This window comes from Streptomyces sp. ID05-26A, from assembly GCF_033794685.1.
Classification (GTDB): domain Bacteria; phylum Actinomycetota; class Actinomycetes; order Mycobacteriales; family Pseudonocardiaceae; genus Lentzea.
In genome coordinates, this window is sequence record NZ_JARAYZ010000003.1 from 417395 (window position 1) to 441927 (window position 24533).

Annotated in this window: 23 protein-coding genes; 17 read left to right on the plus strand and 6 right to left on the minus strand. The window is 68.4% G+C overall.

The annotated features are described in order from the left end of the window. Positions 1-8: 8 nt before the first annotated feature. The 3 genes from PV646_RS29340 to PV646_RS29350 are packed head-to-tail and all read left to right on the plus strand — an operon-like array spanning position 9 to position 1452. Positions 9-353 carry a YbaB/EbfC family nucleoid-associated protein gene (locus PV646_RS29340; RefSeq protein WP_500345522.1) on the plus strand — a complete coding sequence of 115 codons (345 nt, stop codon included), beginning with the start codon at positions 9-11 and terminating at the stop codon, positions 351-353. Continuing rightward, positions 350-649, plus strand: a complete 300-nt coding sequence (locus PV646_RS29345; RefSeq protein ID WP_500345523.1) for a type VII secretion target — start codon at positions 350-352, stop codon at positions 647-649. Before PV646_RS29340 ends, PV646_RS29345 begins: the two co-directional genes overlap by 4 nt. Then, positions 646-1452: a hypothetical protein gene (locus tag PV646_RS29350; RefSeq protein WP_500345524.1), complete on the plus strand. Its 807-nt coding sequence runs from the start codon at positions 646-648 to the stop codon at positions 1450-1452. The genes PV646_RS29345 and PV646_RS29350 overlap by 4 nt, the downstream gene beginning before the upstream one ends. Positions 1453-1456: 4 nt before the next feature. Here PV646_RS29350 and sucD read toward each other — a convergent pair whose 3' ends face one another. Together sucD and sucC are read right to left on the minus strand one after the other, a co-directional pair. Continuing rightward, positions 1457-2335 (minus strand): succinate--CoA ligase subunit alpha, encoded by an 879-nt coding sequence (gene sucD, locus PV646_RS29355; protein WP_500345525.1) that lies wholly within the window; start codon positions 2333-2335, stop codon positions 1457-1459. Then, positions 2335-3435: an ADP-forming succinate--CoA ligase subunit beta gene (gene sucC / locus PV646_RS29360; RefSeq protein ID WP_500345526.1), complete on the minus strand. Its 1101-nt coding sequence runs from the start codon at positions 3433-3435 to the stop codon at positions 2335-2337. Before sucC ends, sucD begins: the two co-directional genes overlap by 1 nt. Before the next feature lie 126 nt (positions 3436-3561). On the opposite strand from sucC, the gene PV646_RS29365 reads away from it, so the two are divergent. The 6 genes from PV646_RS29365 (at position 3562) to PV646_RS29390 (ending at position 11811) form a co-directional block, all read left to right on the plus strand. Beyond that, on the plus strand, positions 3562-5259 hold the full coding sequence (locus PV646_RS29365) for a thiamine pyrophosphate-binding protein (RefSeq protein ID WP_500345527.1): 1698 nt from the start codon (positions 3562-3564) through the stop codon (positions 5257-5259). Positions 5260-5265: 6 nt separating this feature from the next. Continuing rightward, entirely contained in the window at positions 5266-6498 is a 1233-nt protein-coding gene (frc, locus tag PV646_RS29370; protein ID WP_500345861.1) for a formyl-CoA transferase, read from the plus strand. Between the two features lie 21 nt (positions 6499-6519). Continuing rightward, the gene (locus tag PV646_RS29375; RefSeq protein WP_500345862.1) at positions 6520-8667 is read left to right on the plus strand and encodes an acetate--CoA ligase family protein; all 2148 of its coding nucleotides are present in this window, start codon (positions 6520-6522) and stop codon (positions 8665-8667) included. 254 nt (positions 8668-8921) lie between these two features. Continuing rightward, a complete protein-coding gene (locus PV646_RS29380; protein ID WP_500345528.1) occupies positions 8922-10328 on the plus strand; it encodes an Nramp family divalent metal transporter in 1407 nt (468 codons plus the stop codon). 1 nt (position 10329) lies between these two features. Further along, positions 10330-10764 carry a hypothetical protein gene (locus tag PV646_RS29385; protein WP_500345529.1) on the plus strand — a complete coding sequence of 145 codons (435 nt, stop codon included), beginning with the start codon at positions 10330-10332 and terminating at the stop codon, positions 10762-10764. A gap of 30 nt (positions 10765-10794) precedes the next feature. Then, positions 10795-11811: a TerC family protein gene (locus tag PV646_RS29390; RefSeq protein WP_500345863.1), complete on the plus strand. Its 1017-nt coding sequence runs from the start codon at positions 10795-10797 to the stop codon at positions 11809-11811. Here PV646_RS29390 and PV646_RS29395 read toward each other — a convergent pair. Together PV646_RS29395 and PV646_RS29400 are read right to left on the minus strand one after the other, a co-directional pair. Further along, positions 11802-11987 carry a hypothetical protein gene (locus PV646_RS29395; RefSeq protein ID WP_500345530.1) on the minus strand — a complete coding sequence of 62 codons (186 nt, stop codon included), beginning with the start codon at positions 11985-11987 and terminating at the stop codon, positions 11802-11804. The two genes, PV646_RS29390 and PV646_RS29395, sit on opposite strands and share 10 nt — an antisense overlap. A 248-nt stretch (positions 11988-12235) precedes the next feature. Next, on the minus strand, positions 12236-12961 hold the full coding sequence (locus PV646_RS29400; protein WP_500345531.1) for a GntR family transcriptional regulator: 726 nt from the start codon (positions 12959-12961) through the stop codon (positions 12236-12238). Positions 12962-13072: 111 nt separating this feature from the next. Here PV646_RS29400 and PV646_RS29405 point away from each other — a divergent pair, with 111 nt between their 5' ends. After that, a complete protein-coding gene (locus PV646_RS29405) occupies positions 13073-14050 on the plus strand; it encodes a 2-dehydropantoate 2-reductase (protein ID WP_500345532.1) in 978 nt (325 codons plus the stop codon). 190 nt (positions 14051-14240) lie between these two features. Here the strand turns inward: PV646_RS29405 and PV646_RS29410 are convergent, their stop codons facing one another. Continuing rightward, a complete protein-coding gene (locus tag PV646_RS29410) occupies positions 14241-15074 on the minus strand; it encodes an alpha/beta fold hydrolase (RefSeq protein WP_500345533.1) in 834 nt (277 codons plus the stop codon). 93 nt (positions 15075-15167) lie between these two features. Here PV646_RS29410 and PV646_RS29415 point away from each other — a divergent pair, with 93 nt between their 5' ends. Together PV646_RS29415 and PV646_RS29420 are read left to right on the plus strand one after the other, a co-directional pair. Further along, a complete protein-coding gene (locus PV646_RS29415; protein ID WP_500345534.1) occupies positions 15168-15764 on the plus strand; it encodes a TetR/AcrR family transcriptional regulator in 597 nt (198 codons plus the stop codon). 89 nt (positions 15765-15853) lie between these two features. After that, the gene (locus tag PV646_RS29420; protein ID WP_500345535.1) at positions 15854-16534 is read left to right on the plus strand and encodes a hypothetical protein; all 681 of its coding nucleotides are present in this window, start codon (positions 15854-15856) and stop codon (positions 16532-16534) included. A 12-nt stretch (positions 16535-16546) separates the two neighbouring features. Here PV646_RS29420 and PV646_RS29425 read toward each other — a convergent pair whose 3' ends face one another. Continuing rightward, entirely contained in the window at positions 16547-17206 is a 660-nt protein-coding gene (locus tag PV646_RS29425) for a hypothetical protein (protein WP_500345536.1), read from the minus strand. Between the two features lie 144 nt (positions 17207-17350). On the opposite strand from PV646_RS29425, the gene PV646_RS29430 reads away from it, so the two are divergent. The 5 genes from PV646_RS29430 to PV646_RS29450 are packed head-to-tail and all read left to right on the plus strand — an operon-like array spanning position 17351 to position 24513. After that, positions 17351-19276 carry a molybdopterin oxidoreductase family protein gene (locus tag PV646_RS29430; protein ID WP_500345537.1) on the plus strand — a complete coding sequence of 642 codons (1926 nt, stop codon included), beginning with the start codon at positions 17351-17353 and terminating at the stop codon, positions 19274-19276. After that, positions 19277-21046 carry an NAD(P)H-dependent oxidoreductase subunit E gene (locus PV646_RS29435; protein ID WP_500345538.1) on the plus strand — a complete coding sequence of 590 codons (1770 nt, stop codon included), beginning with the start codon at positions 19277-19279 and terminating at the stop codon, positions 21044-21046. Continuing rightward, positions 21043-21966 (plus strand): 2Fe-2S iron-sulfur cluster-binding protein, encoded by a 924-nt coding sequence (locus PV646_RS29440; protein WP_500345539.1) that lies wholly within the window; start codon positions 21043-21045, stop codon positions 21964-21966. The genes PV646_RS29435 and PV646_RS29440 overlap by 4 nt, the downstream gene beginning before the upstream one ends. Positions 21967-21988: 22 nt before the next feature. Beyond that, entirely contained in the window at positions 21989-23530 is a 1542-nt protein-coding gene (locus tag PV646_RS29445; protein ID WP_500345540.1) for an aldehyde dehydrogenase family protein, read from the plus strand. Beyond that, positions 23527-24513, plus strand: coding sequence for an acyl-CoA dehydrogenase family protein (locus tag PV646_RS29450; protein ID WP_500345541.1), 987 nt, complete (start codon positions 23527-23529; stop codon positions 24511-24513). The genes PV646_RS29445 and PV646_RS29450 overlap by 4 nt, the downstream gene beginning before the upstream one ends. Positions 24514-24533: the final 20 nt, after the last annotated feature.

Consider the following 24533-nt stretch of genomic DNA (forward strand, 5'->3'; position numbering starts at 1 on the left):
GGGGAGAAGTGGATCCAGCACAGTGGCTGGCGGACTACCAGGAACGCCTGGAGCGCGTCGCGTACAGCGCGCGGTCGGCGAGCGCGAGCCTGGCCGAGGTGGGTGCGAAGGCGACCTCGCCACGCGGGGAGGTGACCGTGACGGTGAACGCGGGCGGTGTGCTCGGCGACGTCGCGCTGACGCCGGCGGCGCGCAGGCTCGACGTCGACACGCTCGCGATGCTGATCGTCAGCACCGCGCGGGAGGCGCAACGGCTCGCGAGCGCCCGCATGACCGAGGTGATGGCCGACTACCTCGGTGAGAGCGACGCGCTGCACCAGATCACGAAGCACCTGCCGGAGGCCGTGCGATGAGCTTCACCGCCGACCACGAGCAGTTGCGCCGTCACGCGAAGACCCTGACCGGGTACGCCGACCGGCTGTCCGGCACCGGATCGCGGTTGCCCGACCAGGTGGGCGAGGAGTCCCTCGGCTCGTTCGCCCGTTGCCTCAGCTCCGGACTGAGCGGTCCGATGGGGGAGACGATGGGCGCGTTCGCCCACATCGCGTCCACGATGGACAAGGTGGGTGAGGGCATGCGGCAGACCGCCGACAACTACCAGCGCACCGACGAGCGCAACGCCGGGGACATCACGGGAGCAGGCCGATGACCGCCGCGTTGCTCGACCAGCTCCGTGCCACGACGAACGCCATCACCAACGGCGAGTGGCTGTCGCCGGACCTGGCGCAGGACCCGAAAGCACCGCTGACCGAGCTGGGCTCGAACGGGAAACCGTTGCAGGCACTGGACAGCGCGGGCGTCGGCTTCCTCACGCCGATGATCTCGTTCCTGGAAGAACCGCTGGGGCAGCTCAAGGGCGACCCGGACGGTGTTCAGCGGGGTGCGGGGGAGTTCCGCGACGCGAGCACTGCCGCGACCGCTCTCGCCGGTGAGTACGGCGAGAAGGCGGGCAGCGAGACCGACGGGTGGACCGGCGACAGCGCGGCCGAGTACGCCCAGGCCGGCAAGGAACTCGTCGACGGCGTGCTGTCGGTCGCCGAGACCGCGCTGACCAACGCCACCGCGCTGATCAAGGCGGGCGAGGTCGTCGCCCAGGTCGTCGCCGAGGTGACGAGGCTGATCACCGAGGCGGTCGGCAAGATCGTGCCGATCATGACCCAGGCGATCGCGACCGCGGCCGTCACGTTCGGGCAGAGCATCGCCGTGGCGATCCCGCAGTGCGTGCAGATCGCTGTCGAGTGCGGTGCCCGGATCGCGGCCAAGCTCGGCGAACTGCTGGCCAGCGGCGAGAACCTGATCAAGCTGGTCGAGGGTGCCTCCGCGGTGCTGGCGATCGTGAAGCAGGCCATGTCGGTGATCGGCGACAAGGCCTCGGGTTCGGCCGAACTGCCGACCGTCTCGGCCCGCACGGACACGGGCCGAGACAGCGAGACGCTCACACCGGTGAGCTGAACCGCTAGCCGGTCAGGATCGCCCGGGCCAGGGCGGCGGTCTCCGACGGCGTCTTGCCGACCCTGATCCCGACCGCTTCCATGGCCTGCTTCTTGGCCTCCGCCGTGCCCGAGGACCCCGAGACGATGGCGCCCGCGTGGCCCATCGTCTTGCCCTCGGGCGCGGTGAAGCCGGCGACGTAGCCGACCACGGGCTTGGACACGTTGTCCCGCACGAACTCCGCCGCGCGTTCCTCCGCGTCACCGCCGATCTCGCCGATCATCACGATCAGCTCGGTCTCCGGGTCCGCCTCGAACGCCTCGATCGCGTCGATGTGCGTGGTGCCGACGATCGGGTCGCCGCCGATGCCGACGCACGTGGTGAAGCCGAAGTCCTTCAGCTCGTGCATCAGCTGGTAGGTCAGCGTTCCCGACTTCGACACCAGGCCGATCGAGCCGGGCTTGGTGATGTCCGCGGGGATGATGCCCGCGTTGGACTTGCCAGGGCTGATGATGCCGGGGCAGTTCGGTCCGATGATCCGGGTCTGCTTGCCCTGGGCGTGCGCCCAGAAACGTGCCGTGTCGTGGACCGGGACGCCTTCCGTGATCACCACGGCCAGCCCGATCTCCGCGTCGATCGCCTCGATCACCGCGTCGCCGGTGAACGCGGGCGGGACGAAGAGCACCGACACGTTCGCGCCGGTCTCCGACATCGCCTGGGCGACCGTGCCGTACACCGGCAGCGTCACGTCGTCGAACGCGACGGACGTGCCCGCCTTGCGCGCGTTCACACCGCCCACGACCTGCGTGCCGGCCGCGAGCATGCGGCGGGTGTGCTTGGCACCCTCCGCGCCCGTCATGCCCTGCACGATCACGCGGCTGTTCTCGTCGAGGAAGATCGCCATCAGGACTCCTTGCCAGCGAGAGCGGCGGCACGGCCCGCCGCGTCGTCCATCGTGTGCGCCACGGTGATCAGCGGGTGTCGTGCCTCGTCGAGGATGCGGTGACCCGCGTCGGCGTTGTTGCCGTCGAGCCGGACCACCAGCGGTTTGTCCGCGCGATCACCCAGCATGCCGAGGGCCTGCACGATCCCGTCGGCCACGGCGTCGCACGCGGTGATGCCGCCGAACACGTTCACGAACACGCTGCGGACCGACGGGTCCGACAGGATGACGTCGAGGCCGTCGGCCATCACCTGGGCCGAGGCGCCGCCGCCGATGTCGAGGAAGTTCGCGGGCGCGGCACCGGCCAGCGCCACGACGTCCAATGTGGACATGACGAGCCCCGCGCCGTTGCCGATCACGCCGACGGTGCCGTCGAGCTTGACGTAGTTCAGCCCCTTCTCGGCGGCCCGCACCTCCAGCGGGTCACCCGAAGCGTCATCCGTGGGACGAGAGTGCCGGAACGACGCGTTGTCGTCCAGGGTCACCTTGCCGTCCAGCGCGACGATCCGGCCGTCCTTGGTGCGCGCCAACGGGTTCACCTCGACCAGGGTGGCGTCCTCGGCGACGAAGACCTTCCACAGTGCGGAAGCGATCTCGCTGACCTGCGCCGCGATTTCCGGCGGGAACACCGCCGATGCGTCGAAGGCCGAAGCCGGCATCCGGGTGATGGAGTCCGCCATCTCCTCGATCTCCACGCCACCGGTCGCCGAGGCCATGCCGATGAAGGTCCTGTTGGCACGGTCCAGCAGGAACGACAGGTAGTACTCCTCGGCGATCTCGCTCGCCTCGGTGATCAGGACCTTCCGCACGGTGTGGCCCTTGATGTCCATCCCCAGGACGGCCGTGGCGGCGGCGAAAGCTTCGTCGGGCGACGAAGCGAGCTTGATGCCGCCGGCCTTGCCGCGCCCACCCGTCTTCACCTGTGCCTTCACGACGACCGTGCCGCCGAGTTCCCTGGCTGCCTCGCGCGCGGACTCAGGAGTGTCCGCCACGAGACCACGCGGAACGGGCACCCCGTGCCGCTCGAAGAGGTCCCGCGCCTCGTGCTCGAAAAGATCCACCGTCTACGTCCTCTCGCCGAAAACTTGCGGCCATCTATGGACATCCGGTTGGTAGCGGAGTAACGATATGCCTACCTCATACGGTATGCAATCTACAGTCGAAGCGCCAAGGGGAGCTGATCGCCGATGACGAGTTCCGCGGAGCCGGAGTCGATTCCTGAGTCCATCTCTGGTGGCCACCTGGTGGCGAAGGCCCTCAAAGCGGAGGGCGTCGACACCATCTTCACGCTGTGCGGCGGGCACATCATCGACATCTACGACGGCTGCGTGGACGAGGGCATCGCCGTCATCGACGTCCGGCACGAACAGGTCGCGGCCCACGCGGCCGACGGTTACGCGCGGATCACCGGCAAACCCGGTTGTGCCGTCGTGACCGCCGGGCCGGGCACCACCGACGCCGTCACGGGCGTCGCGAACGCGTTCCGCGCGGAGAGCCCGATGCTGCTGATCGGCGGCCAGGGTGCGTTGAGCCAGCACAAGATGGGTTCACTGCAGGACCTCCCGCACGTCGACATGATGACGCCGATCACCAAGTTCGCGGCGAACGTCCCGCACACCGCGCGCATCGCGGACATGGTGTCGATGGCGTTCCGCGAGGCCAACGCCGGCGCGCCGGGCCCGTCGTTCCTGGAGATCCCGCGCGACGTCCTGGACGCCAAGGTGCCGGTGAGCACCGCACGGGTACCCGAGGCGGGCCACTACCGCGCGTCCACGCGCAGCGTCGGTGACCCGGCGGACATCGAGAAGCTCGCGGACCTGCTGGTGCACGCCAAGAAACCCGCGATCCTGCTCGGCAGCCAGGTGTGGACGACACGGGCCACGGACTCCGCGATCGACCTCGTCCGCACGCTCAACATCCCCGCCTACATGAACGGCGCGGGCCGCGGCACCCTCCCGCCCGGCGACCCGCACCACTTCCAGCTGTCGCGCCGCTACGCCTTCGACAACGCCGACGTCATCGTGATCGTCGGTACCCCGTTCGACTTCCGGATGGGCTACGGGCGCAGGCTTTCCGCGAACGCGACGGTCGTCCAGATCGACCTCGACTACCGCACCGTCGGCAAGAACCGCGACGTAGACCTCGGCATCGTCGGCGACGCCGACCTGGTCCTGTCGAGCGTCGCGCAGGCCGCGTCGGGCCGTGAGGACAACGGCGCGATGGGCCGCAAGGTGTGGTTGGAAGAGCTTCAGGCGGTGGAGGAGAAGGCCCGGCAGAAGCGCCTGGAGCACCTGCGCTCCGAGGACATGCCGATCCACCCGTACCGGCTGGTGAGCGAGATCAACGACTTCCTCACCGAGGACTCCATCTACATCGGCGACGGCGGCGACGTCGTCACGTTCTCCGGCCAGGTCGTGCAGCCCAAGTCGCCCGGACACTGGATGGACCCCGGTCCACTCGGGACGCTCGGCGTCGGCATCCCGTTCGTGCTGGCCGCGAAACTGGCCAGGCCGGACAAGGAGGTCGTGGCCCTGTTCGGTGACGGCGCGTTCAGCCTCACCGGCTGGGACTTCGAGACGCTGGTCCGCTACGACCTGCCGTTCGTCGGCATCGTCGGCAACAACTCGTCGATGAACCAGATTCGCTACGGCCAGGCGGCCAAGTACGGACTGGAGCGCGAACGCGTCGGCAACACGCTCGGCGACGTGCGCTACGACCAGTTCGCCAAGATGCTCGGCGGTTACGGCGAGGAAGTGCGCGACCCCAAGGACATCGGGCCGGCGCTTCAGCGCGCCCGCGAGTCCGGCAAGCCCTCGCTGATCAACGTGTGGATCGACCCCGACGTGTACGCGCCCGGAACCATGAACCAGACGATGTACAAGTAGGTGAGAGTGATGGCAAAGGCCTTGGAGGGCGTCAAAGTCCTCGACATGACGCACGTGCAGTCCGGACCGTCGTCGACCCAGCTGCTCGCCTGGCTGGGCGCGGACGTCATCAAGCTGGAGACCCCCGGCAAGGGGGACATCACCCGCGGCCAGCTCCGCGATCTGCCCGAAGTGGACAGTCTCTACTTCACGATGCTCAACTGCAACAAGCGGAGCATCACCCTCAACATGAAGTCCCCCGAGGGCAAGGAGGTCTTCGAGAAGCTCGTCGGAGACGTCGACGTCCTCGTCGAGAACTTCGGCCCCGGTGTGGTCGAGCGCTTCGGTTACCCGTGGGAGAAGCTGCAGGAGCTCAACGACAGGCTCATCTACGCGTCGATCAAGGGCTTCGGGCCCGGCCGCTACGCCGACTTCAAGGCGTACGAGGTGATCGCGCAGGCCATGGGCGGCTCGATGAGCACCACCGGGTTCGAGGAGGGCCCGCCGCTCGCCACGGGCGCGCAGATCGGTGACTCGGGCACCGGCATCCACCTGGTGGCCGCGATCCTGGCCGCGCTGTACCAACGGACCCACTCCGGACGCGGGCAACGCGTCCAGGTCGCGATGCAGGACGCCGTCCTGAACCTGTGCCGGGTGAAGCTGCGCGATCAGCAACGCCTCACCCACGGGCCGCTGGGGGAGTACCCGAACGAGCAGTTCGGGGACGAGGTGCCCCGCTCCGGCAACGCATCCGGTGGTGGCCAGCCCGGCTGGGCGGTGCGCTGTGCCCCCGGCGGCCCCAACGACTACATCTACGTGATCATCCAGCCCGTCGGCTGGGCCCCGCTGACGGAGCTGATCGGCAGGCCCGAACTCGCCGAGGATCCGGCGTGGGCCACACCCGAGGTCCGGCTCTCCAAGCTGGACAAGGCCTTCGCGCTGATCGAGGAGTGGACGGAGAAGCACACCAAGTGGGAGGTGATGGACAAGCTCAACGCCCACAACATCCCGTGCGGTCCCATCCTGTCCACCAAGGAGATCATCGAGGACGAGACGCTCGCGGAGCTCGGCACCGTGGTCGAGGTCGAGCACCCGGAGCGCGGGACGTTCAAGACCGTCGGCAACCCGCTCAAGCTCTCGGACAGCGCGGTCGAGATCCAGCGTCCGCCGCTGCTCGGTGAGCACAACGACGAGGTCCTCGGAGCACTCGGCTACAGCGCGGACCGTCTCGCGGGACTGCGCGCCGCCGGCGTCATCTAATCCTTGAGGGAGAAGAAATCCATGCCGGACAACGGCTACGACCGCGCCGCGGTCGAGAACGTACTCGCGAAGGTGCGGGCCGAGGGACGATCCTCCCTCACCGCACCGGAGGGCAAGCGGGTCTGCGACGCCTACGGGATCGCGACCCCGGCCGAGGCGCTGGCGAAGTCGTCGGAGGGCGCGGTCGCGTTCGCCGAGGAGATCGGCTACCCGGTCGTGCTCAAGATCGTCTCACCGGACATCCTGCACAAGACCGAGGCCGGCGGCGTCCTCGTGGGGCTGCGCAACGCCTCCGAGGTCGCCGAGGGCTACCGCACGATCATCCACAACGCCAAGAACTACAAGGCGGACGCGGACGTGACCGGCGTCCAGGTCCAGCAGCAGCTGCCGACGGGCAAGGAGGTCCACGAGGTCATCGTGGGCGCCACCACCGACGAGACGTTCGGCAAGATCGTCGCGTTCGGGCTCGGCGGCATCCTGGTCGAGGTGCTCAAGGACGTCACGTTCCGGCTGGCGCCCACCAGCGCCTCCGAAGCACTCTCCATGGTCAACGGCATCGCTGCCGCCGAGATCCTGAAAGGCGTCCGCGGCGCGCAGGGCGTCGACGCGGACAAGCTCGCCGACCTGATCCACCGCGTGTCGGATCTGGTCACGGACTTCCCGCAGCTCGCCGAGGTCGACCTCAACCCCGTGCTGGCAACGCCACAGGGGGCGACCGCGGTCGACGTCCGCATCCTGGTGGACGAGGACGCGGCTAAGGAACCGCACCGGTTCACGCAGGACGAGATCCTCGCCTCGATGAACCGGATCATGAAGCCGTCCGCCGTGGCCGTGATCGGCGCCTCGAACGAAGAGGGCAAGATCGGCAACTCGGTGATGAAGAACCTCGTCAACGGCGGCTACCAGGGCGAGATCTACCCGATCAACCCCAAGGCCGACGAGATCCTCGACCGCAAGGCGTTCGCGAGCATCGCCGACGTACCGGGAGAGATCGACGTCGCCGTGTTCGCCATCCCGGCGAAGTTCGTGCCGGCCGCTCTGGAGGAGGTCGGCAAGAAGGGCGTCGGCGGCGCGATCATGATCCCGTCCGGCTTCGGCGAGACGGGCAACATCGAGCTGCAGAACGAGATCGTGGCGATCGCGCGCAAGCACGGCGTCCGCATCCTCGGCCCGAACATCTACGGCTACTACTACACGCCGGAGAACCTCTCGGCGACGTTCTGCACGCCGTACGACGTCAAGGGCGGAGTGGCCCTCACGTCGCAGAGTGGCGGAATCGGCATGGCGATCCTCGGATTCAGCCGTTCCGCGGGCATGGGCGTCTCGTCCATCGTGGGTGTGGGCAACAAGGCCGACATCGACGAGGACGACCTGCTGACGTTCTTCGAGTCGGACCCGAACACCCAGCTCGTCGCGATGCACCTGGAGGACCTGAAGGACGGCCGGTCCTTCGCCGAGACCGCGAAACGGGTCTCGGCCAAGAAACCGGTCGTGGTGCTGAAGGCCGGACGGACCGACCAGGGTGCCAAGGCCGCGAGCTCGCACACCGGCGCGCTCGCGGGCAACGACCGGGTCTACGACGACATCCTGAAGCAGAGCGGCGTGATCCGCGCACCCGGCCTGAACGACCTGCTGGAGTACGCGCGCGGAATCCCGCTGCTGGCAACGCCCCAGGGCGAGAACGTCGTGATCATCACGGGTGCGGGCGGCTCGGGAGTGCTGCTCTCGGACGCCTGTGTGGACAACGGTCTGTCCCTGATGAGCATCCCGGACGACCTGGACGCGGCGTTCCGGAAGTTCATCCCGCCCTTCGGCGCGGCGGGCAACCCCGTCGACATCACCGGCGGCGAACCCCCTTCGACGTACCGGAACACGATCGCCCTCGGTCTCGCCGACGAGCGCATCCACTCGTTGATCCTGGGCTACTGGCACACCATCGTCACGCCGCCGATGGTGTTCGCGAAGCTCGTGGTCGACGTCGTGGAGGAGTACCGGGCGAACGGAATCCACAAGCCGGTCGTCGCCTCCCTCGCGGGTGACGTGCAGGTAGAGGAAGCCAGCGAATATCTGTACCGCCATGGGGTGGTTGCTTATCCGTACACAACGGAGAAGCCTGTCGCAGTACTGGGCGCGAAGTACCGGTGGGCCCGTGCTGCCGGCTTGCTGTAGTTAGGTTGCAGGCGGTTTCCGTTGCTGTGGTGGCGGAAACCGCCTGCGGCGTGCAAGGAGAGATGGCCCGTCCGCGACCGTGAACACGCCCACGGTCGCGAACCCGCCAGGGAGGTCAACGAAGACAGCCGGTCCTCTGGAGGTTGTTAACCGTGGATGATCCAAATCTGGCCGCTCGCACGGAAACCAGTTCCCCACCCGACAGTGTCGAATCCTCTGGGGAACGGTTCTGGCCCGCGGGCAAGCTCGAAGCGATGCCCATCAGGAAACTCCCCGACGCACCACCGTCGATCCACCTGCTCGGTCCCACGGTGTTCCTGGTGGCTCTCGGCGTGGGCATGGGCGAGTCCTACATGTGGCCCCGCCTGGTGCTGGTCTTCGGACCGGACATCAGGTGGCTCTTCCTGATCGGCGTGACGCTGCAGGCCGTCGTCATGCTCGAGATGGCGCGGTACGCGATGGCGACGGGCGAGAGCATCTTCTTCGGCGCCGCACGCGTGTTCAAACCGATCATGTGGTTCTTCTTCGTGGTGGCCATGCTCGTCTACATCTGGCCAGGCCACCTGTCGGCCGGAGCGGCGGCTCTGGAAAAGATCACCGGCATACCCTGGACGGTGTCGGCCTGCGTGGGCCTGATCCTGGTCGGGGTGCTGTTCAGCCTCGCCAAGGTCATCTACAACCTGCTCGAGAACCTGCTGTCCATCCTCATCGGACTGCTGGTCGTCAGCACGGCCGTGGTGGCGGCGATGGTCGGCACCTGGGGAGACCTGACGAGCACGGTGTCCGGCATGTTCCAGTTCGGGTACTTCCCGGCACAGGCCATGTCGCCGGAGTGGTTCCCGATCATCGTCGGCTCGATCGCGTTCGCCGGCCCGTCCGGCATGCAGCAGATGTGGTACACGCTGCACCTTCGTGACAGCGGGGCCGGCATGGGCGCGCACATCCCGAAGGTCCGCGGGCTGCGGCACGCGGGCGACGAGGAGAAGATGCCCAGCCGGGGCTTCATGTTCGACACCGACGACAAGGCGGAGCTCGCGAAGTGGAAGGGCTGGCGGCGCTGGGTCACGTTCGACGCGCTGTTGCTCTTCTGGGGCATCACGATGCTCGTCACGGTTTCTTTCACGGTCCTCGCGCAGTCGGCCAGTCGCACCAGCCCGGACGTCAAGGCGCTCATCGAGTCCGGTGAACGCGAAGCCGCCCTGAACGCCATGTCGGACGCCTTCGCGTCGGCCGGCGGTCCGGTGCTGGGCGGCGTGTTCCTCGGCTTCATCGCGTTGATCGGCCTCAACGCCACGCTCGGCCTGTTCGACTCGTTCTCCCGCGGCCAGGCGGACATGACGTACCACTTCGTCAAGGGCGCGAAGAAGTTCCGCATGTCGCACCTCTACGCGGGATTCCTCTGGGGTGTCATCACCTTCGGCATCCTGATCCTGCTGTTCGGACCGGCCGACGGACCGGGCGCGATCCTCGACGTGCTCGCGTTCCTGTCGACGTTCGCCATGGGCGCCTACTGCGTGGTGCTCCTGCTGGTGAACAACCGGATGTTGCCCAAACCCATCCGCCCCAAGCTGATCACGAACATCATCATCGGCTTCGGTGCGGTGTTCTACCTGGGCATGCTGTTCTTCAGCCTCGTCAAGTTCGGCGTGGTGGTGGGCTGAGATGGGGATCCGCGAAGGGTTTCTGAGGGAAGCGGTCCCCGGCGCGTTCGTCGGACTGGCCGCCGGGCTCATCGCGGGAGGGCTGGCCGCGCTCGTGGGCCAGCCGCTCGGGTGGGCGTTCGTCACGACCGTGGCGCTCGGCCTGCCGCTGGGCGCGTTCGGCGGAGGGTTCAGCCTGCTGGTGGCAGCGGGCCGGCTCCCGGCCGGACGGTTCGCTCCCGTCGCCCTCTACTGGCTCCTGGCGTTCCCGCTGGCCAGACTCGTCCACGAGACCACCGTGAGCCTCGTGCTCACCGGCCAGGTTCGACTGCCCTCGGACCTGGCCGGTTTCCTCGCCTACCAAGGGATCGTGAGCCTCGGCTGGGCCATCGGTTTCCTGTGGCTGCACGAGCGCATCGCGATGCGCTTGAGAATGCGCGCCACCGCCTCCCGCTGACCTTCCCGTCCGCCGAAGGAGTCACGGATGTTGGATCTTCCCGTCTGGGTGTGGATCGCGACGATGGGCGGTATCGCCGCCATCATCGCGTTCGACTTCTACCTGGTGGTGCGCAAACCGCACGAACCGTCGTTCCGCGAGTCGCTGTACTGGGTGCTCTTCTACGTCGGCCTGGCCGTCCTGTTCGGACTCGGCGTCACGGTGTTCGCCGGGCCCGGCCACGGCGGTGAGTTCTTCGCCGGCTGGATCACCGAGTACTCGCTGAGCGTAGACAACCTGTTCGTGTTCGTGATCATCATGGCGCGGTTCGCGGTGCCGAGGGAGTACCGGCAGAAGGTGCTCATCGTCGGCATCATCCTGGCCCTGTTGCTGCGCGCCGTGTTCATCGCGGCCGGAGCGCAGGCGATCGCGCGGTTCGACTGGCTGTTCTACTTCTTCGGCGCCTTCCTGATCTTCACGGCGTGGAAGCTGCTGAAGCAGGACGAGGCCGAGGAGGCCGACGTCCCGGAGAACGCCGCGTTGCGCGCGGTGAAGAGGTTCCTGCCGGCGACGACGGTCTACCACGGTGCGTCGTTGACGACGCGCGTCGACGGCAAGCGAGTGGTCACGCCGATGCTGATCGTCATGGTCGCGGTGGGCACCACGGACCTGCTGTTCGCGGTCGACTCGATCCCGGCGATCTTCGGGCTCACCAAGGAGCCGTACCTGGTGCTGACCGCCAACGCGTTCGCGTTGATGGGCCTGCGCCAGCTCTTCTTCCTGGTGGGTGGTCTCCTGGACCGCCTGGTGCACCTGAGCAAGGGCCTCGCGGTGGTGCTCGCGTTCATCGGGTTCAAGCTCATCTTCGAGGCGATGCACCACCACGGTGTCTCGTGGGCCCCGGAGATCCCGATCGTGGTGTCCCTCGGGGTCATCGTCGTGACGCTCGCCGTCACGACGGTCTGGAGCCTGCACACCTCACGCCGGGCTGCCCTGTCCGCCGTGGAGGATGCCGAGAGTGCGCGCCGGAGCGAGGAGGACGCTCCGGTGAAGGACTCTCAGCCGTGAATCGTGTGGCCTTCGGCGTCCTTGCGGAGCGTCTTGGCCACGGCCGCCTGGGCCTCGGCGTCCTTGCGCTGTTCCGTCAGCGCGGTGGACAGCCCGAGGCCCAGCGCGCGGCCGTCTGCGGAGAAAACCTCACGCGGCTGGGTGAGCGAGCGCGCGAAGTCCTTGAAGCGGGACATGGCTTTCCTTCTTCCACGATCGATGGTGGCGCGCGACAGCCCGGATGGCTCTGTCGTGCGGGAGGAACAGGGTGCGGCCGGGGCCGTGTCCGGTGGATACCCATCAGGGCACCTACCGGGAAACCTCTCGCGGGTCTCCGTTGACCCCGCCCTGTCCCCATTCAGCATACTGCGTTTTGTATGCAATCAGCCGTCATCGTGTCGCGGATCACCCGTACGGTACCAAATGACCGATTTGGGTGATCCGCTCAGTCGCCGTCCGTGGTGCCTTCGGGCGTCTTGCGGTCGTGGTAGGTCTGGCGGGTCTGCTCCGCGTGGTTGTGCATGACCTCGCCGGCCCGCTCCACGTCTCCCTCGGCGATGGCCGTGACCAGCTCGGCGTGCTCGTTCCACGAGTCGCGGCTGCGCGGGCGGGCGATCGGCGTGTAGTACCAGCGCACCCGGCGGTCGACCAGGCCGATCATCTCGGACAGGACCTTGTTGCGGCCGATCGCCGCGACGGCCGCGTGCAGGTCGGCGTTCGCCTTGACCAGGCGCTCGACGTTCGCGGTGACCAGGGCCTCCTCGCCGGCCTTCTGCAGCTTCTTGAGAAGCTTCACGTCGGACGCGGTGGCGTGCTCGGCGGCGAGCTTGGCCGAGTAGGTCTCCAGCACGCTGCGCACGGCGAGCAGCTGGTCGGCCTCCTCCTCGGTCGGGGTGTGCACGAAGGCGCCCTGGGCGGGCCGCAGGTCGACCCAGCCGTCGGTCTGCAGCCGCTGCAGCGCCTCGCGCACCGGTTGCCTGCTCACGCCCAGGTACTCGGCCAGCTCGGCCTCGACCAGGTGCTGGCCGGGGGCGAGGGTGCGGTTGACGATCAGCTCGAGCAAGGCGTCGTAAACGGCCTGTCGCAGCGGTGCGGGGCGTTCGACCCGGCGGGTCGCCGCGGCGCTGAGAGAGCCGCGGGGCGCCCGACGGCCACTGGGCAAAGAGGTCATGCCGGACAGAATACAGCTTTTCGTATGCAAAAAGCACTTCTAGGGAAACATTCGGGTTGTCCGTATACTGTATGCAATCTCTCTTCGGGGAGCGGCAGAGCGGGGCGTGCTATGAAGATCGCTGTTCTCGGAGCCGGGGCGATCGGTGCCTACGTCGGTGCGGCATTGCATCGTGCGGGCGTGGAAGTCCACCTGATCGCGCGTGGAGCCCATCTCGCCGCGATGCGCGAACACGGCGTGCGGGTGCTGAGCCCTCGCGGTGATTTCACCGCCCGTCCACATGCGACCTCCGATCCCGCCGAGGTGGGTGAGGTCGACTACGTTTTCCTTGGCCTGAAGGCGTACTCGTACGCGTCGTCAGGCGATCTGCTGGCGCCGCTGATGGGCCCGGACACCGCCGTGATCGCGGCGCAGAACGGGATCCCGTGGTGGTACTTCCACGGCATGGCCGGACATCCCCTCGAAGGACAGCGGATCGAGGCCGTGGACCCCGGCGGGTCCGTCACCGCCGTGCTGCCCATGGAACGGGCGATCGGCTGCGTCGTCTACTGCTCGACCGAGATCGAGTCACCGGGTGTCATCCGGCACCTGGAGGGCACGAGGTTCTCGATCGGCGAGCCGGATCGGTCGATCTCCCCGCGGTGCGTCGCGCTGAGCGAGGCGATGATCGCGGGCGGCCTGAAGTGCCCGGTGGAGTCCGACGTCCGCGAGGACATCTGGATCAAACTCATGGGCAACGTGGCGTTCAACCCGCTGAGCGCGCTGACCCGCGCGACCATGGTCGAGATCTGCGAGCACGACGACAGCCGCGACCTGGTGGCCCAGATGATGGCGGAGACCCTGACCATCGCGCGGGCCGCGGGCTGCGACCCGCGGATCTCGATCGACAAGCGCATCGACGGTGCCCGCCGCGTCGGGCACCACAAGACGTCGATGCTGCAGGACCTGGAGGCGGGCAAGAGGCTGGAGATCGACGCGATCATCGCCGCGGTGGTGGAGATCGCCTCGCTGACCCGAGTGCCGGCACCGACGTTGCGGCACGTCTACGCGGCGATCGACCTGCTGTCGCGCACGTCGCTGGTGTCCTGAGTCGCCGCTGCGACGGCCGGAGGCCCGTGAACGCCACTTCGCGGAGGCCTGTCACGTGTCCCAGCCGTCGCTGTGGGCGGCGATCAGCAAGCTCGAACGCGAGCTCGGGGTGATGCCGAAGGGGAACGGGTCCTGTCGAGGGCGCATCGCATGCTCGCTGACCGCGCTGCGGCAGGACCCCGGCCGATGCTCAGTTCGCGCCGAGGAACTCCAGCGCCTGCTCGACGAACAGCTCGTGGTGCTGGAACAACGCGCCGTGGCCCGCGTCCGGGTAGATGCTCAACCGCGCGTTGGGCAGGTACCGCGCTAGGTTGAACGAGCTGATCGTCGGGGTCATGATGTCGTTGTCCCCGTTGACGACCAGCACCGGCTGACGCACCGCGGTGAGGCCTTCGGGCGAGCCCTGCTCCCACTTGGCCAGCGCCGCCGCCTGCGCGCCGATCGTCTCGTTCGTCACCTCGGCGTCACGGTCCCGCGTCCGCTCGTTCAGCCGCGCGATGAACCGGTCCGCGGCCGCCTGGCTGGTCGCGGTGGGGGAGAAGAACAACACGTGTTTCGGGTGCTTGCCCGCGGCCGCCGACTCGTGCAAGGCGCCCTGCAGCAACGACATCGCGTTGGCGGGGCCCGCGTCCCCTGCGGGTGAGGTGCCGGCGAGGATCATCCGCCGCACCAGCCCGGGCTCCCGTTGTGCGAGCACCTGGGCGATCATGCCGCCCATCGACACCCCGAGCAGGTCGACCTCGGCGAAGCCCAGCGCCCGCACGAACCCGGCCAGGTCGGCGGCCATCGCCTCCACGCTGTCCGGCGTCGTGCCGCCCGAGCCGCCCACCCCGCGCAGGTCGACCAGGACGACCCGGTGCCGCGCGGCCAGCCCGTCCACGACGGCGGGATCCCAGTCGTCGAGCACCGCCGTGAAGTGGTGCAACAGCACCAGCGGCACCCCCTCGGTGAGTCCGACCTCCCGGTAGGCGAACGGCGTGCCCTCGACGTCGACGGTGCGTGTGACAGCGGTGTTCGCGGTCATGGTCCCCTCACGAATGTATAGAATAACGATCGCTATGTAACGAGCGTTATCGTATGATCACGACCCCAGTGGAAGTCAAGTCGGGAGTTCGGCGTGCGGTACGCGAAGGACCACAAAGAGCAGGCCAGAGCAGCGATTCTGGCCGCGGCGGCGCGCCCGTTGAAGGAGAAGGGCTTCCACGGCGTGGGCGTCGACGCGCTCGCCGCGGCGGCCGAGGTCACCTCCGGCGCGATCTACTCCCACTTCGGCAGCAAGGAAGGGTTCCTGGAGCAGGTGATCCGCGAGTACACGAGTCCGGAGTTCGAGGCGCTTCGCGACGGTGACGTGCGGGAGCGGCGGCGCAGGCTCGTCGCGCTCATGTACAGCTACCTGAGCGAGGAGCACTGCGAGGGAGTCTCCGACGGCTGTGTGCTGTCGGCGCTCACGGCGGACGTGGCCAGGGCGAGCGACTCGGTGCGTCAGGTCTACCAGCTGCAGATCTCGAAGATGGTCGCGCTGGTCGTGCCCGCGATGCCCGGTGACGAGGAGGAGCGGAGGCGGCGGGCGTGGGCGCTCGTGGCGTCCATCATCGGTGCGGTGTCCGTCGCGCGGGCGCTCCCGGCCGGGGTGCATCGTGACGCCGTGCTCCAGGCGACGCTGCGGTCGATCGAGGAGTCGATCGAGGCGCCTGTTGTCCCGCCCGGGAGTTGAGCGGGTGATTCTCGGCGTCGCGGAATTGTTCCGCAACGCCGGGAAGTCGTGCCGGCGCGCGCTCGTCGTGAGCGAGAATCGGCGGCACCATGGAAGACAGCACCTCGTCTGATCGCAAGAAGTCGGCGCGCTGGACCGCCGCGCTGCTCGTCGTGCTCGCCGCTGTCGGCTTCCTGGCCGACGTGACAGGACTTTTCGGTTTCATCACGGGCAAATCGCTCCCGGAGCTGTCGGCACCGTCCTCCGCGGCGCCCGTCATCGCGCCGGGTGACACGGGCTCGGCCCGGACCGGGGTGAGCCCGACGAGGGAGTCGCCGGCGACGAGTCCCGGCCCACCGCCGGGCACGCGGGCGTCCGACGTCGTGCGCGAACCACCCCGTCAGTCCGCGCCCGTCGACACCAAACCGGTGACCACGACGAACGCGGTGAAGAACTTCCAACTCGGCGTCAATCCCGGCGAGTTCGACGCGGCCACGCCGCGAATGATCGTCATCGAGACGTCCGACGGCGGCCTCGGCACGTTCGTCGACGTGGAGATCGCGGATCCCAGTGCGTCCGGCGGTGTCTGCCCCAAGCTGACCACCGGGCCGTGCAACCTCGTGTACAGCGGAGGGTCCGAGGCGGACGGCTCGGGTCGTTCGCTGACCGAGTTCGAGTGGTTCGGCAACGCGCCCGGACACGACAACATCCACCACCCCGGCCGCTACACGGTCACGGTCCAAGACCGCGGCACGGGCGCGAAGGTGAGCATCGACTTCACCGCTCGATGACCAGGACAGCGACTAGGGGCGCGGCCACGTCCGGACGGCCAGCACAGCCGAAGCGCTGGTTTCGAAGGACGCCAGGTTCGAGCTCTGCACGCGCAGCCAGCCGATCTGGTCGTCGGACGTGGCGAAGCAGAACTGCTGCCCGTCGCGGTACGGGATGGTCGGGCCGCCGGTGTTCTTCTTGCCGGTGACGGCCTTGGTGCACCGCTCCCGGGCGTCGTCCTCGTGGCCGCTGTCCTCGGCGAACCCGCTTCCGCTGACCTTCAACAGGTTGAACCGGTCCACGTAGAGGTCGATGTCGCCGGTGGGACCCTCGGCGTCCTTGACCTCTACATCTTTGCCGTCGACGTCCACGCCGGTGCCGCGGGTCAGGGTGACCTCCTTCGTCCTGATGCCGTCCGGCGCGGTCTTCGTCTTCGTCCCTCCGACCGTCGTACCGCTGACCGACGTTCCGGTCGTCTGCTCGTCCGTGGTGACGAGCTTCCACACGGCGAACCCGACGACCAGGGTCATCACCACGCCGAGGACCACGCCGAACGCGGGCATGCTGATCGTGGTGGTGCGCGTGGTGTTGCCCATGTGGGCGTCGCCGTGGATCTCGCCCGCCTGGTACGCGGTTCCGCGGCCCCGAACGCGCGCCTCGTTGTCGGACTGCGTGCCGTCTGGTCCGGTCATGTGCCGCCTCGTCCTCGCTCTTGCCGATCAGAGTAACGATCGAGGTTCGGACCCGAAGCGTTTCAGCGACCTCCGGAAGATCCCACGAGAGGGGCTAGCGCATACCGCAGATTGCATACAGTATGTACGGAGGAGGTGCAGACGATGAGCAGGCGGAAGAAGACCGAGCCCTACGTGCGGCTGACCCAGCCACTGGTGCGCGACGCGGGAGTCCTGCGTCCGGCCACCTGGGAAGAGGCGCTGGACAAGGCCGCAGAGGGCTTCCGCAGGAACGTCGCGAACGGGGGCCCGGACGCGTTCGGCATGTTCTCCTGTGCGCGGGCCACCAACGAGATGAACTACATGGCCCAGAAGTTCACCAGGGCCGTGATCGGGACGAACAACGTCGACAGCTGCAACCGCACCTGTCACGCGCCGAGCGTGGCCGGGCTGGCCAAGGTGTTCGGCAGTGGTGGCGGCACCTCCTCCTACCAGGAGATCGAGGACGCCGACCTGATCGTCCTGTGGGGGTCGAACGCGCGGGAGGCGCACCCGATCTTCTTCCAGCACGTGCTGAAGGCGGTCAACAAGGGCGCGAAGCTGTACGTGGTCGACCCTCGGCTGACCAGCACCGGCAAGTGGGCGCACAAGTGGTTGCGGCTCAAGGTCGGCACGGACATCCCGCTGGCGCACGCCATCGCGCGGGAGATCATCGCCTCGAACCTGACGAACATGTCGTTCGTCGAGCGGGCCACCGAGGGCTTCCAGGAGTTCGTGAAGGCCGTCGAGCCGTGGACGTTGCCGGTCGCCGAACTGGAGACCGGTGTGCCGGCCGAGTTGATCCGCGAGCTCGCGCACGCCTACGCCAAGGCGGATCGCGGTCAGCTCAGCTGGACGCTCGGCATCACCGAGCACCACAACGGCACGAACAACGTGCTGAGCCTCATCAACCTGTCGCTGCTGACCGGTCAGGTCGGGCGGTACGGCGCGGGGCTCAACCCGTTGCGCGGGCAGAACAACGTGCAGGGCGGCGGCGACATGGGCGCCATCCCCGACCGGCTGCCCGGGTTCCAGGACATCACCGACCCCGGTGTCGCCAAGAAGTTCAACGACGCGTGGGGCTCGAACTTCAAGGCCGCCAAGGGCTGGAACCTCACCCAGATGCTCGAGGCGATGGAACGCGGTGACATGACCACCGTGTACATCATCGGCGAGAACCCGGTGCAGTCCGAGGCGGACTGCGAGCACACGATCAAGCGACTGTCCAATCTGGACCACGTCGTGGTGCAGGACATCTTCCTCACCAAGACCGCGCAGCTCGCCCACGTCGTGCTGCCCGCCGCCGCGGCCTGGTGCGAGACCGACGGGACGTTCACGAACAGCGAGCGCCGGGTGCAGCGCGTCCGGAAGGCGTTGACACCACCCGAGGGCGCACGCGACGACATCGAGATCATGGGTGAGATCGCGACGCGGCTCGGCGCGGACTGGCAGCACAAGACCGGCCAGGACGTGTGGGACGAGCTGCGCAGTCTGTCGCCGATCCACACCGGCATGACCTACGACCGGTTGGAGGCGCTCGGCGGCATCCAGTGGCCGTGCCCGAGCGAGGACTCCCTCGAACCCAGCTTCCTGCACGGCAGGTTGTGGGAGGAGGACCCGGTCAAGCGCGGCATGCCCGCGACGTTCTCGCCGGTGCCGCACAGCCCGCCCGTCGACGAACTGACGGAGGAGTTCCCGTTCCGGCTCACCACCGGAAGGCGGCTCGACTCCTACAACACCGGGGTGCAGTCGGCCGGGTTCGAGTCACCGCTGCGCATCGGCGAGACGCTCGACCTGTGCCCGCAGGACGCCGAGACGCTCGGGGTCGCCGCGGGAGAGGAAGTCCAGATCACGAGCAGGCGCGGGCAGATCCAGGCGCCGGTGCGGATCGACGGCGGACTGACACCGGGTCTGGTGTTCATGACGTTCCACTTCCCTGACGAGATCGACGTCAACGTGCTCACGATCGAGGCGACCTGCCCGATCGCGGGAACGGCGGAGTACAAGGCCGCGGCAATCCGCATCGAGAAGCTTCCGGTGAAGGTGGGCTGAGTGGATCTCAAACTGCTCGACGTCGAGCCGTCCGAGGCCGAACGCGTCGTCGTCGACCTGTTCGCGGGGATGGGGCGGGACCAGCTGCTGCCCGCCCTGCACGCGGTCAACGACAGGGTCGGCTGGATCAGCCAGGGCGCGCTGAACCACATCTGCCGCGTCCTGCACGTCCCTCCGGCCGAGGCGTACGGGGTGGCGAGCTTCTACTCGCTGTTCTCCCTCTCCGAACGGCCGGCGAAGGTCGTGCACGTCTGCGTCGACCTGGCCTGCCAGGTCAACGGCGCGAAGTCGTTGTGCGACAGGCTGACCAGCGAACTGGGCCCGGCCGGCGCGAGGAGCGGGTGGCTGCGCAGCCCGTGTCTCGGGGTGTGCGAGAAGGCTCCGGTCGCGCTCGCGTTCGAGGCGGGGGAGGTGGCGACCGAGCAGCTCCTCGCACCCACCAGCGCTGACGAGGTGATCGCGGTGGCGGCCGCCGGTCCCTCTCATGTGGACGGTGGGCGCGCGGAGGTGCCGCAGGCCGGTGGCACTGGTCTGCGGCTGTTGAAACGGGTTGGTGTCGTCGATCCGGAGTCGCTCGACGACTACCGGGCGACGGGCGGCTACTCGGCGTTGCGGACGGCCCTGCGACTGGGACCGTCCGGGGTGATCCGCGAGGTCACCGACGCCAAGTTGATGGGCCGCGGCGGTGCGGCGTTCCCGACGGGACGCAAGTGGGACGCGGCCGCCCGCCAGCCCGTTCGGCCGCATTACCTGGTGTGCAACGCGGACGAGAGCGAGCCCGGCACGTTCAAGGACCGCCTGCTGATGGAGGGCGACCCGTACGCGGTGATCGAGTCGATGACGATCGCCGGGTTCGCGGCCGGTTGCTCGCGCGGCTACCTCTACCTGCGCGGCGAGTACCCGAGGGCGTTGCACCTGCTGCGCAACGCGATCGCCCGTGCTCGCGAACGGAACTTCCTGGGTGACGACATCATGGGTCACGAGGGTTTCTCGTTCGAGATCGAGATCCGGCGCGGCGCGGGTGCCTACATCTGCGGCGAGGAGACGGCGATCTTCAACTCGATCGAGGGCTTCCGCGGTGAGCCCCGCTCGAAACCGCCGTTCCCGGTGGAGTCGGGGCTCTTCGGCAAACCGACGGTGGTCAACAACGTGGAGACGCTGGTCAACGTGCCGGTGATCCTCACGGAGGGGTGCGAGGCCTACGCCCGCGTCGGCACCTCCGGTTCCACCGGCCCGAAGCTCTTCTGCCTGTCTGGCAACGTCAGTCGTCCGGGCGTGTACGAGGTGCCGTTCGGCACCACGCTCGGGGAACTCCTCGACCTGGCGGGTGGCGTGCCTCCAGGCCGGGAGCTGCGAGCGGTACTGCTCGGCGGGGCGGCAGGCGGGTTCGTCCGCCCGGACGAGCTCGACCTGCCGCTCACCATGGAGGACGCGCGCGCCGCGAACACGACGCTCGGTTCCGGCGTGGTGCTGGTGATCGACGACACGGCCGACCTGGGCGCGTTCCTGTTGCGCATCGCCGCGTTCTTCCGCGACGAGTCGTGCGGGCAGTGCGTGCCGTGCCGGATCGGCACCGTGCGCCAGGAGGAGGCGATGGCCCGCCTGGTGGGCAAGCGCCCGTTGAGCACGTCGGCCGAAGACCTCCAGCTGTTGAAGGAGGTCGGGCAGGTCATGCGCGACTCGTCCATCTGCGGTCTGGGGCAGACCGCCTGGAACGCCATCGAATCAGCCCTGTACCGGCTCGGTTACGCGGAGGAGGCGGCATCGTGACGATCGTCGAGATCGGCCTGCCGAAGCGACTGGTCGAGATGACGCTGGACGGCGAGTCCGTGCGCGTGCCGGAAGGCGCCACGATCCTGGACGCCTGTACGGCACAAGGGAAATCCATCCCCACGCTGTGCTACGGCGACACGCTGAAGCCCGCAAACGCTTGCCGCGTCTGCATGGTAGAGGTCGAGGGATCACGGACGCTCGTGCCGTCGTGCTCGCGCAAGGTCGAGCCGGGCATGGTCGTGAAGACGGACTCCGAGCGCACGAACCACAGTCGCAAGCTCGTACTGGAACTTCTCGGGTCCGCCACGGACCTCTCCACCACGCCGCACGTGGACGAGTGGATGTCCGCGTGCGGTGCCGACCCCTCCCGCTTCGGCCCGCCGGCACCGCCGTCGACCGACCGGGACGACCGCCGTCCCGGTGAACACGAGGAACCGGACGGTCAGACCGCCGCGACCGTGCGGCAACCGGCCAAAGTGGACAATCCGCTGTACGTCCGCGATCTGAGCAAGTGCATCATGTGTTACAAGTGCGTCGACGCGTGCGGTGACCAGTGGCAGAACACGTTCGCGATCTCGGTGGCCGGACGCGGTTTCGACTCGCGGATCTCCACGGAGTTCTCCACGCCGTTGCCCGAAAGCGCTTGCGTCTACTGCGGCAACTGCATCGAGGTCTGTCCGACGGGTGCGCTGAGCTTCAAGCGCGAGCACGACAAGCGCGAGGACGGCACCTGGGACGAAGAGGCCCAGACGCAGACCACGACCATCTGCACGTTCTGCGGTGTCGGGTGCAACCTCACCCTGCACGTGCAGGACAACGAGATCGTGAAGGTCACTTCGCCGCACGAGAGCACGGTCACGCACGGAAACCTCTGCATCAAGGGCCGCTTCGGCTGGCAGCACGTGCAGAACCGCTGATCGACAGGGAAGGGCGCTGGAGATGTCGTTGATCCTCAAGCCCGGCACGTCGTGGCACGACGTGTACTCGCAGTGCGTGAAGGCCGCACCCGAAGCGTTCCACGACGACCGGCTGCTCAACCACTTCGGCGGCGAGTGGAGCCGTTCCGGCGAGCCGATGCCCGCCACCAGTCCGGTCGACGGCTCCACCATCGCGGGCCCGCCCTTCCTCGACTTCGACGTCGCGGGACGGGCGGTGGTCGCGGCCGTCGACCAGCACATCGAGTGGGGCAACGTGCCCCTGGCGGAACGCAAGGCCCGCGTGTCGGAGGCCCTGGACGCGTTGGTCGAGCACCGCGACCTGCTGTCGTTGCTGCTGGTGTGGGAGATCGGCAAGCCGTGGCGGCTCGCCACGGCCGACGTCGACCGCTGCATCGAGGGCGTGCGCTGGTACGTGGAGGAGATCGACTCGATGCTGGCCGGCCGCGCGCCGCTGACCGGCCCGGTCAGCAACATCGCCTCCTGGAACTATCCGATGAGCGTGCTGATGCACGCGATGCTGGTGCAGGCACTGGCGGGCAACGCCGTCATCGCCAAGGCACCGACGGACGGCGGCGTGAGCTGCCTGACGCTGGCGACCGCGCTGGCGGTGCGGTCGGGGCTGCCGTTGACGCTCGTGTCCGGAAGCGGGTCGGAGCTCGCGCCGGTGCTGGTCGGGTCGTCGTTCCTGGGGTGTGTGTCCTTTGTGGGCGGTCGCGACGTCGGCAGTTCCATCGCCACGCGCCTGGTCGACTCGAACCGCCGGCACGTCCTGGAGCAGGAAGGCCTGAACTGCTGGGGTGTCTGGGAGACCGACTCCTGGGACGTGCTCGGCACGCAGATCCGCAAGGCGTTCGACTACGGCAAGCAGCGCTGCACCGCCTATCCGCGGTACGTCGTGCAGCGGTCGCTGTTCGACAAGTTCCTCAGCGTCTACCTGCCCGCCGTGCGCGAGGTGAGGTTCGGGCACCCGCTCGCCGTCGCCTCGCCCGGCGACGAGCTGCCGGAGCTGGACTTCGGGCCGTTGATCAACGACGCGAAGGCCAAGGAGCTCGACGACGTCGTGCAGGAGGCCGTGCGCCTCGGTGGCGTGCCGCTGTACCGCGGCTCGGTGGACTCGGGCCGGTTCCTGCCGGGCCAGCAGACGGCCGCCTACCTGGCGCCGGTGGCGATCCTCGACCCGCCGCGCTCGTCGGTGCTGCACCACGCCGAACCGTTCGGGCCGGTCGACACGATCGTCCTGGTCGACACCGAGGCCGAGCTGCTGGCCGCGATGAACGCCTCGAACGGTGCCCTGGTCGCGTCCTTGGCGTGTGACGACGAAGCGACCGCGCGACGGCTGAGCGAGGACGTGCAGGCGTTCAAGGTCGGCATCAACAAGCCCCGGTCGCGAGGTGACCGGGACGAGGTGTTCGGTGGCCGTGGTGCCTCTTGGCGCGGCGCGTTCGTGGGAGGCTCGTTGCTGGTGCACGCCGTCACCGAGGGTCCGCCGGACGAACGCCCGTACGGCAACTTCCCGTCCTACTCGCTCTACCCACCCACGTGACGTACCGGGCGGACCTGCTCCGCATCGTGCAGACCGTGGTGGCGCCGAACGCGGCGGACGTCGACCAGCACTCCAGGTTCCCGCGCGCCGCCCTGAACGCCCTGGGCGCGCGCGGCCTGCTGGGCATGACGATCTCCCGCACGGTCGGCGGGGGAGGCCAGGACGTCCGGTCGGCCGGGCGCGTGGTCGAGGAGGTCGCCAAGGTGTGCGCCGCAACGGCTTCGGTGTTGCGGTCGCACTACTCCGCGGCCGCCGTGCTGGACCGCTCCGGCCCGCACCGGCTGCGGGCGGAGATCGCGGCGGGCCGGCACCTGTCGACGCTGGCGGCGTTCGGGTCGTCCGGCGAGATGTCGGCCCACGGTGACGTCGTGCAGGTGCGGGCGCGCAAGAGCTGGGTGATCGCGGCAGGCGAGGCGGACAGCTACGTCTGGTCGTGCGGCTCGGCGTTGTGGCTCGTTCCCGCCGAAGCGCCGGGACTTCTGGTGCCGGCCGACCACGCCGGGATGGGGCTGCGGGGGACCGTCGCCACCTGTGTGGAGGCCGATCCCGTGCGGGTGCCGGCGTCCAACCGGCTGTGGTCGGAGGAACTCGCGTTCCCGTGGTTCATGGTGCTGGGGGCCGCGGTGTCGCTGGGGCTGATGGAGGGCGCGCTGGCGGCGGCGGTCGGGCACCTCGGTGGCGGTGATCCGCGCACCCGGTCCGACCTGGCGCGGATGCGGTTGCGGACCGACGCGGTCCGGGTGCTGTACAACGACACCCTGTCGGCGGTGACGTGGCATCCGGAGCGCTCCGGTGATCGGGTGCGGCTGCTCGCCGTCACCGCGACCGAGGCCGCTGTGGCGGTGACGGACCTGGCGATGAAGGTGTGCGGGGACGCGGCTTTTCGCCGGGATCTCGGTATCGAGCGCCGGTTCCGGGACGCGCGGGCGGCGGCCGCGATCGAACCGACGGTGGAGGAGTTGCTGGACTCGGTGGAGATCTGATCTTGTCGGGGTTCCCCGCT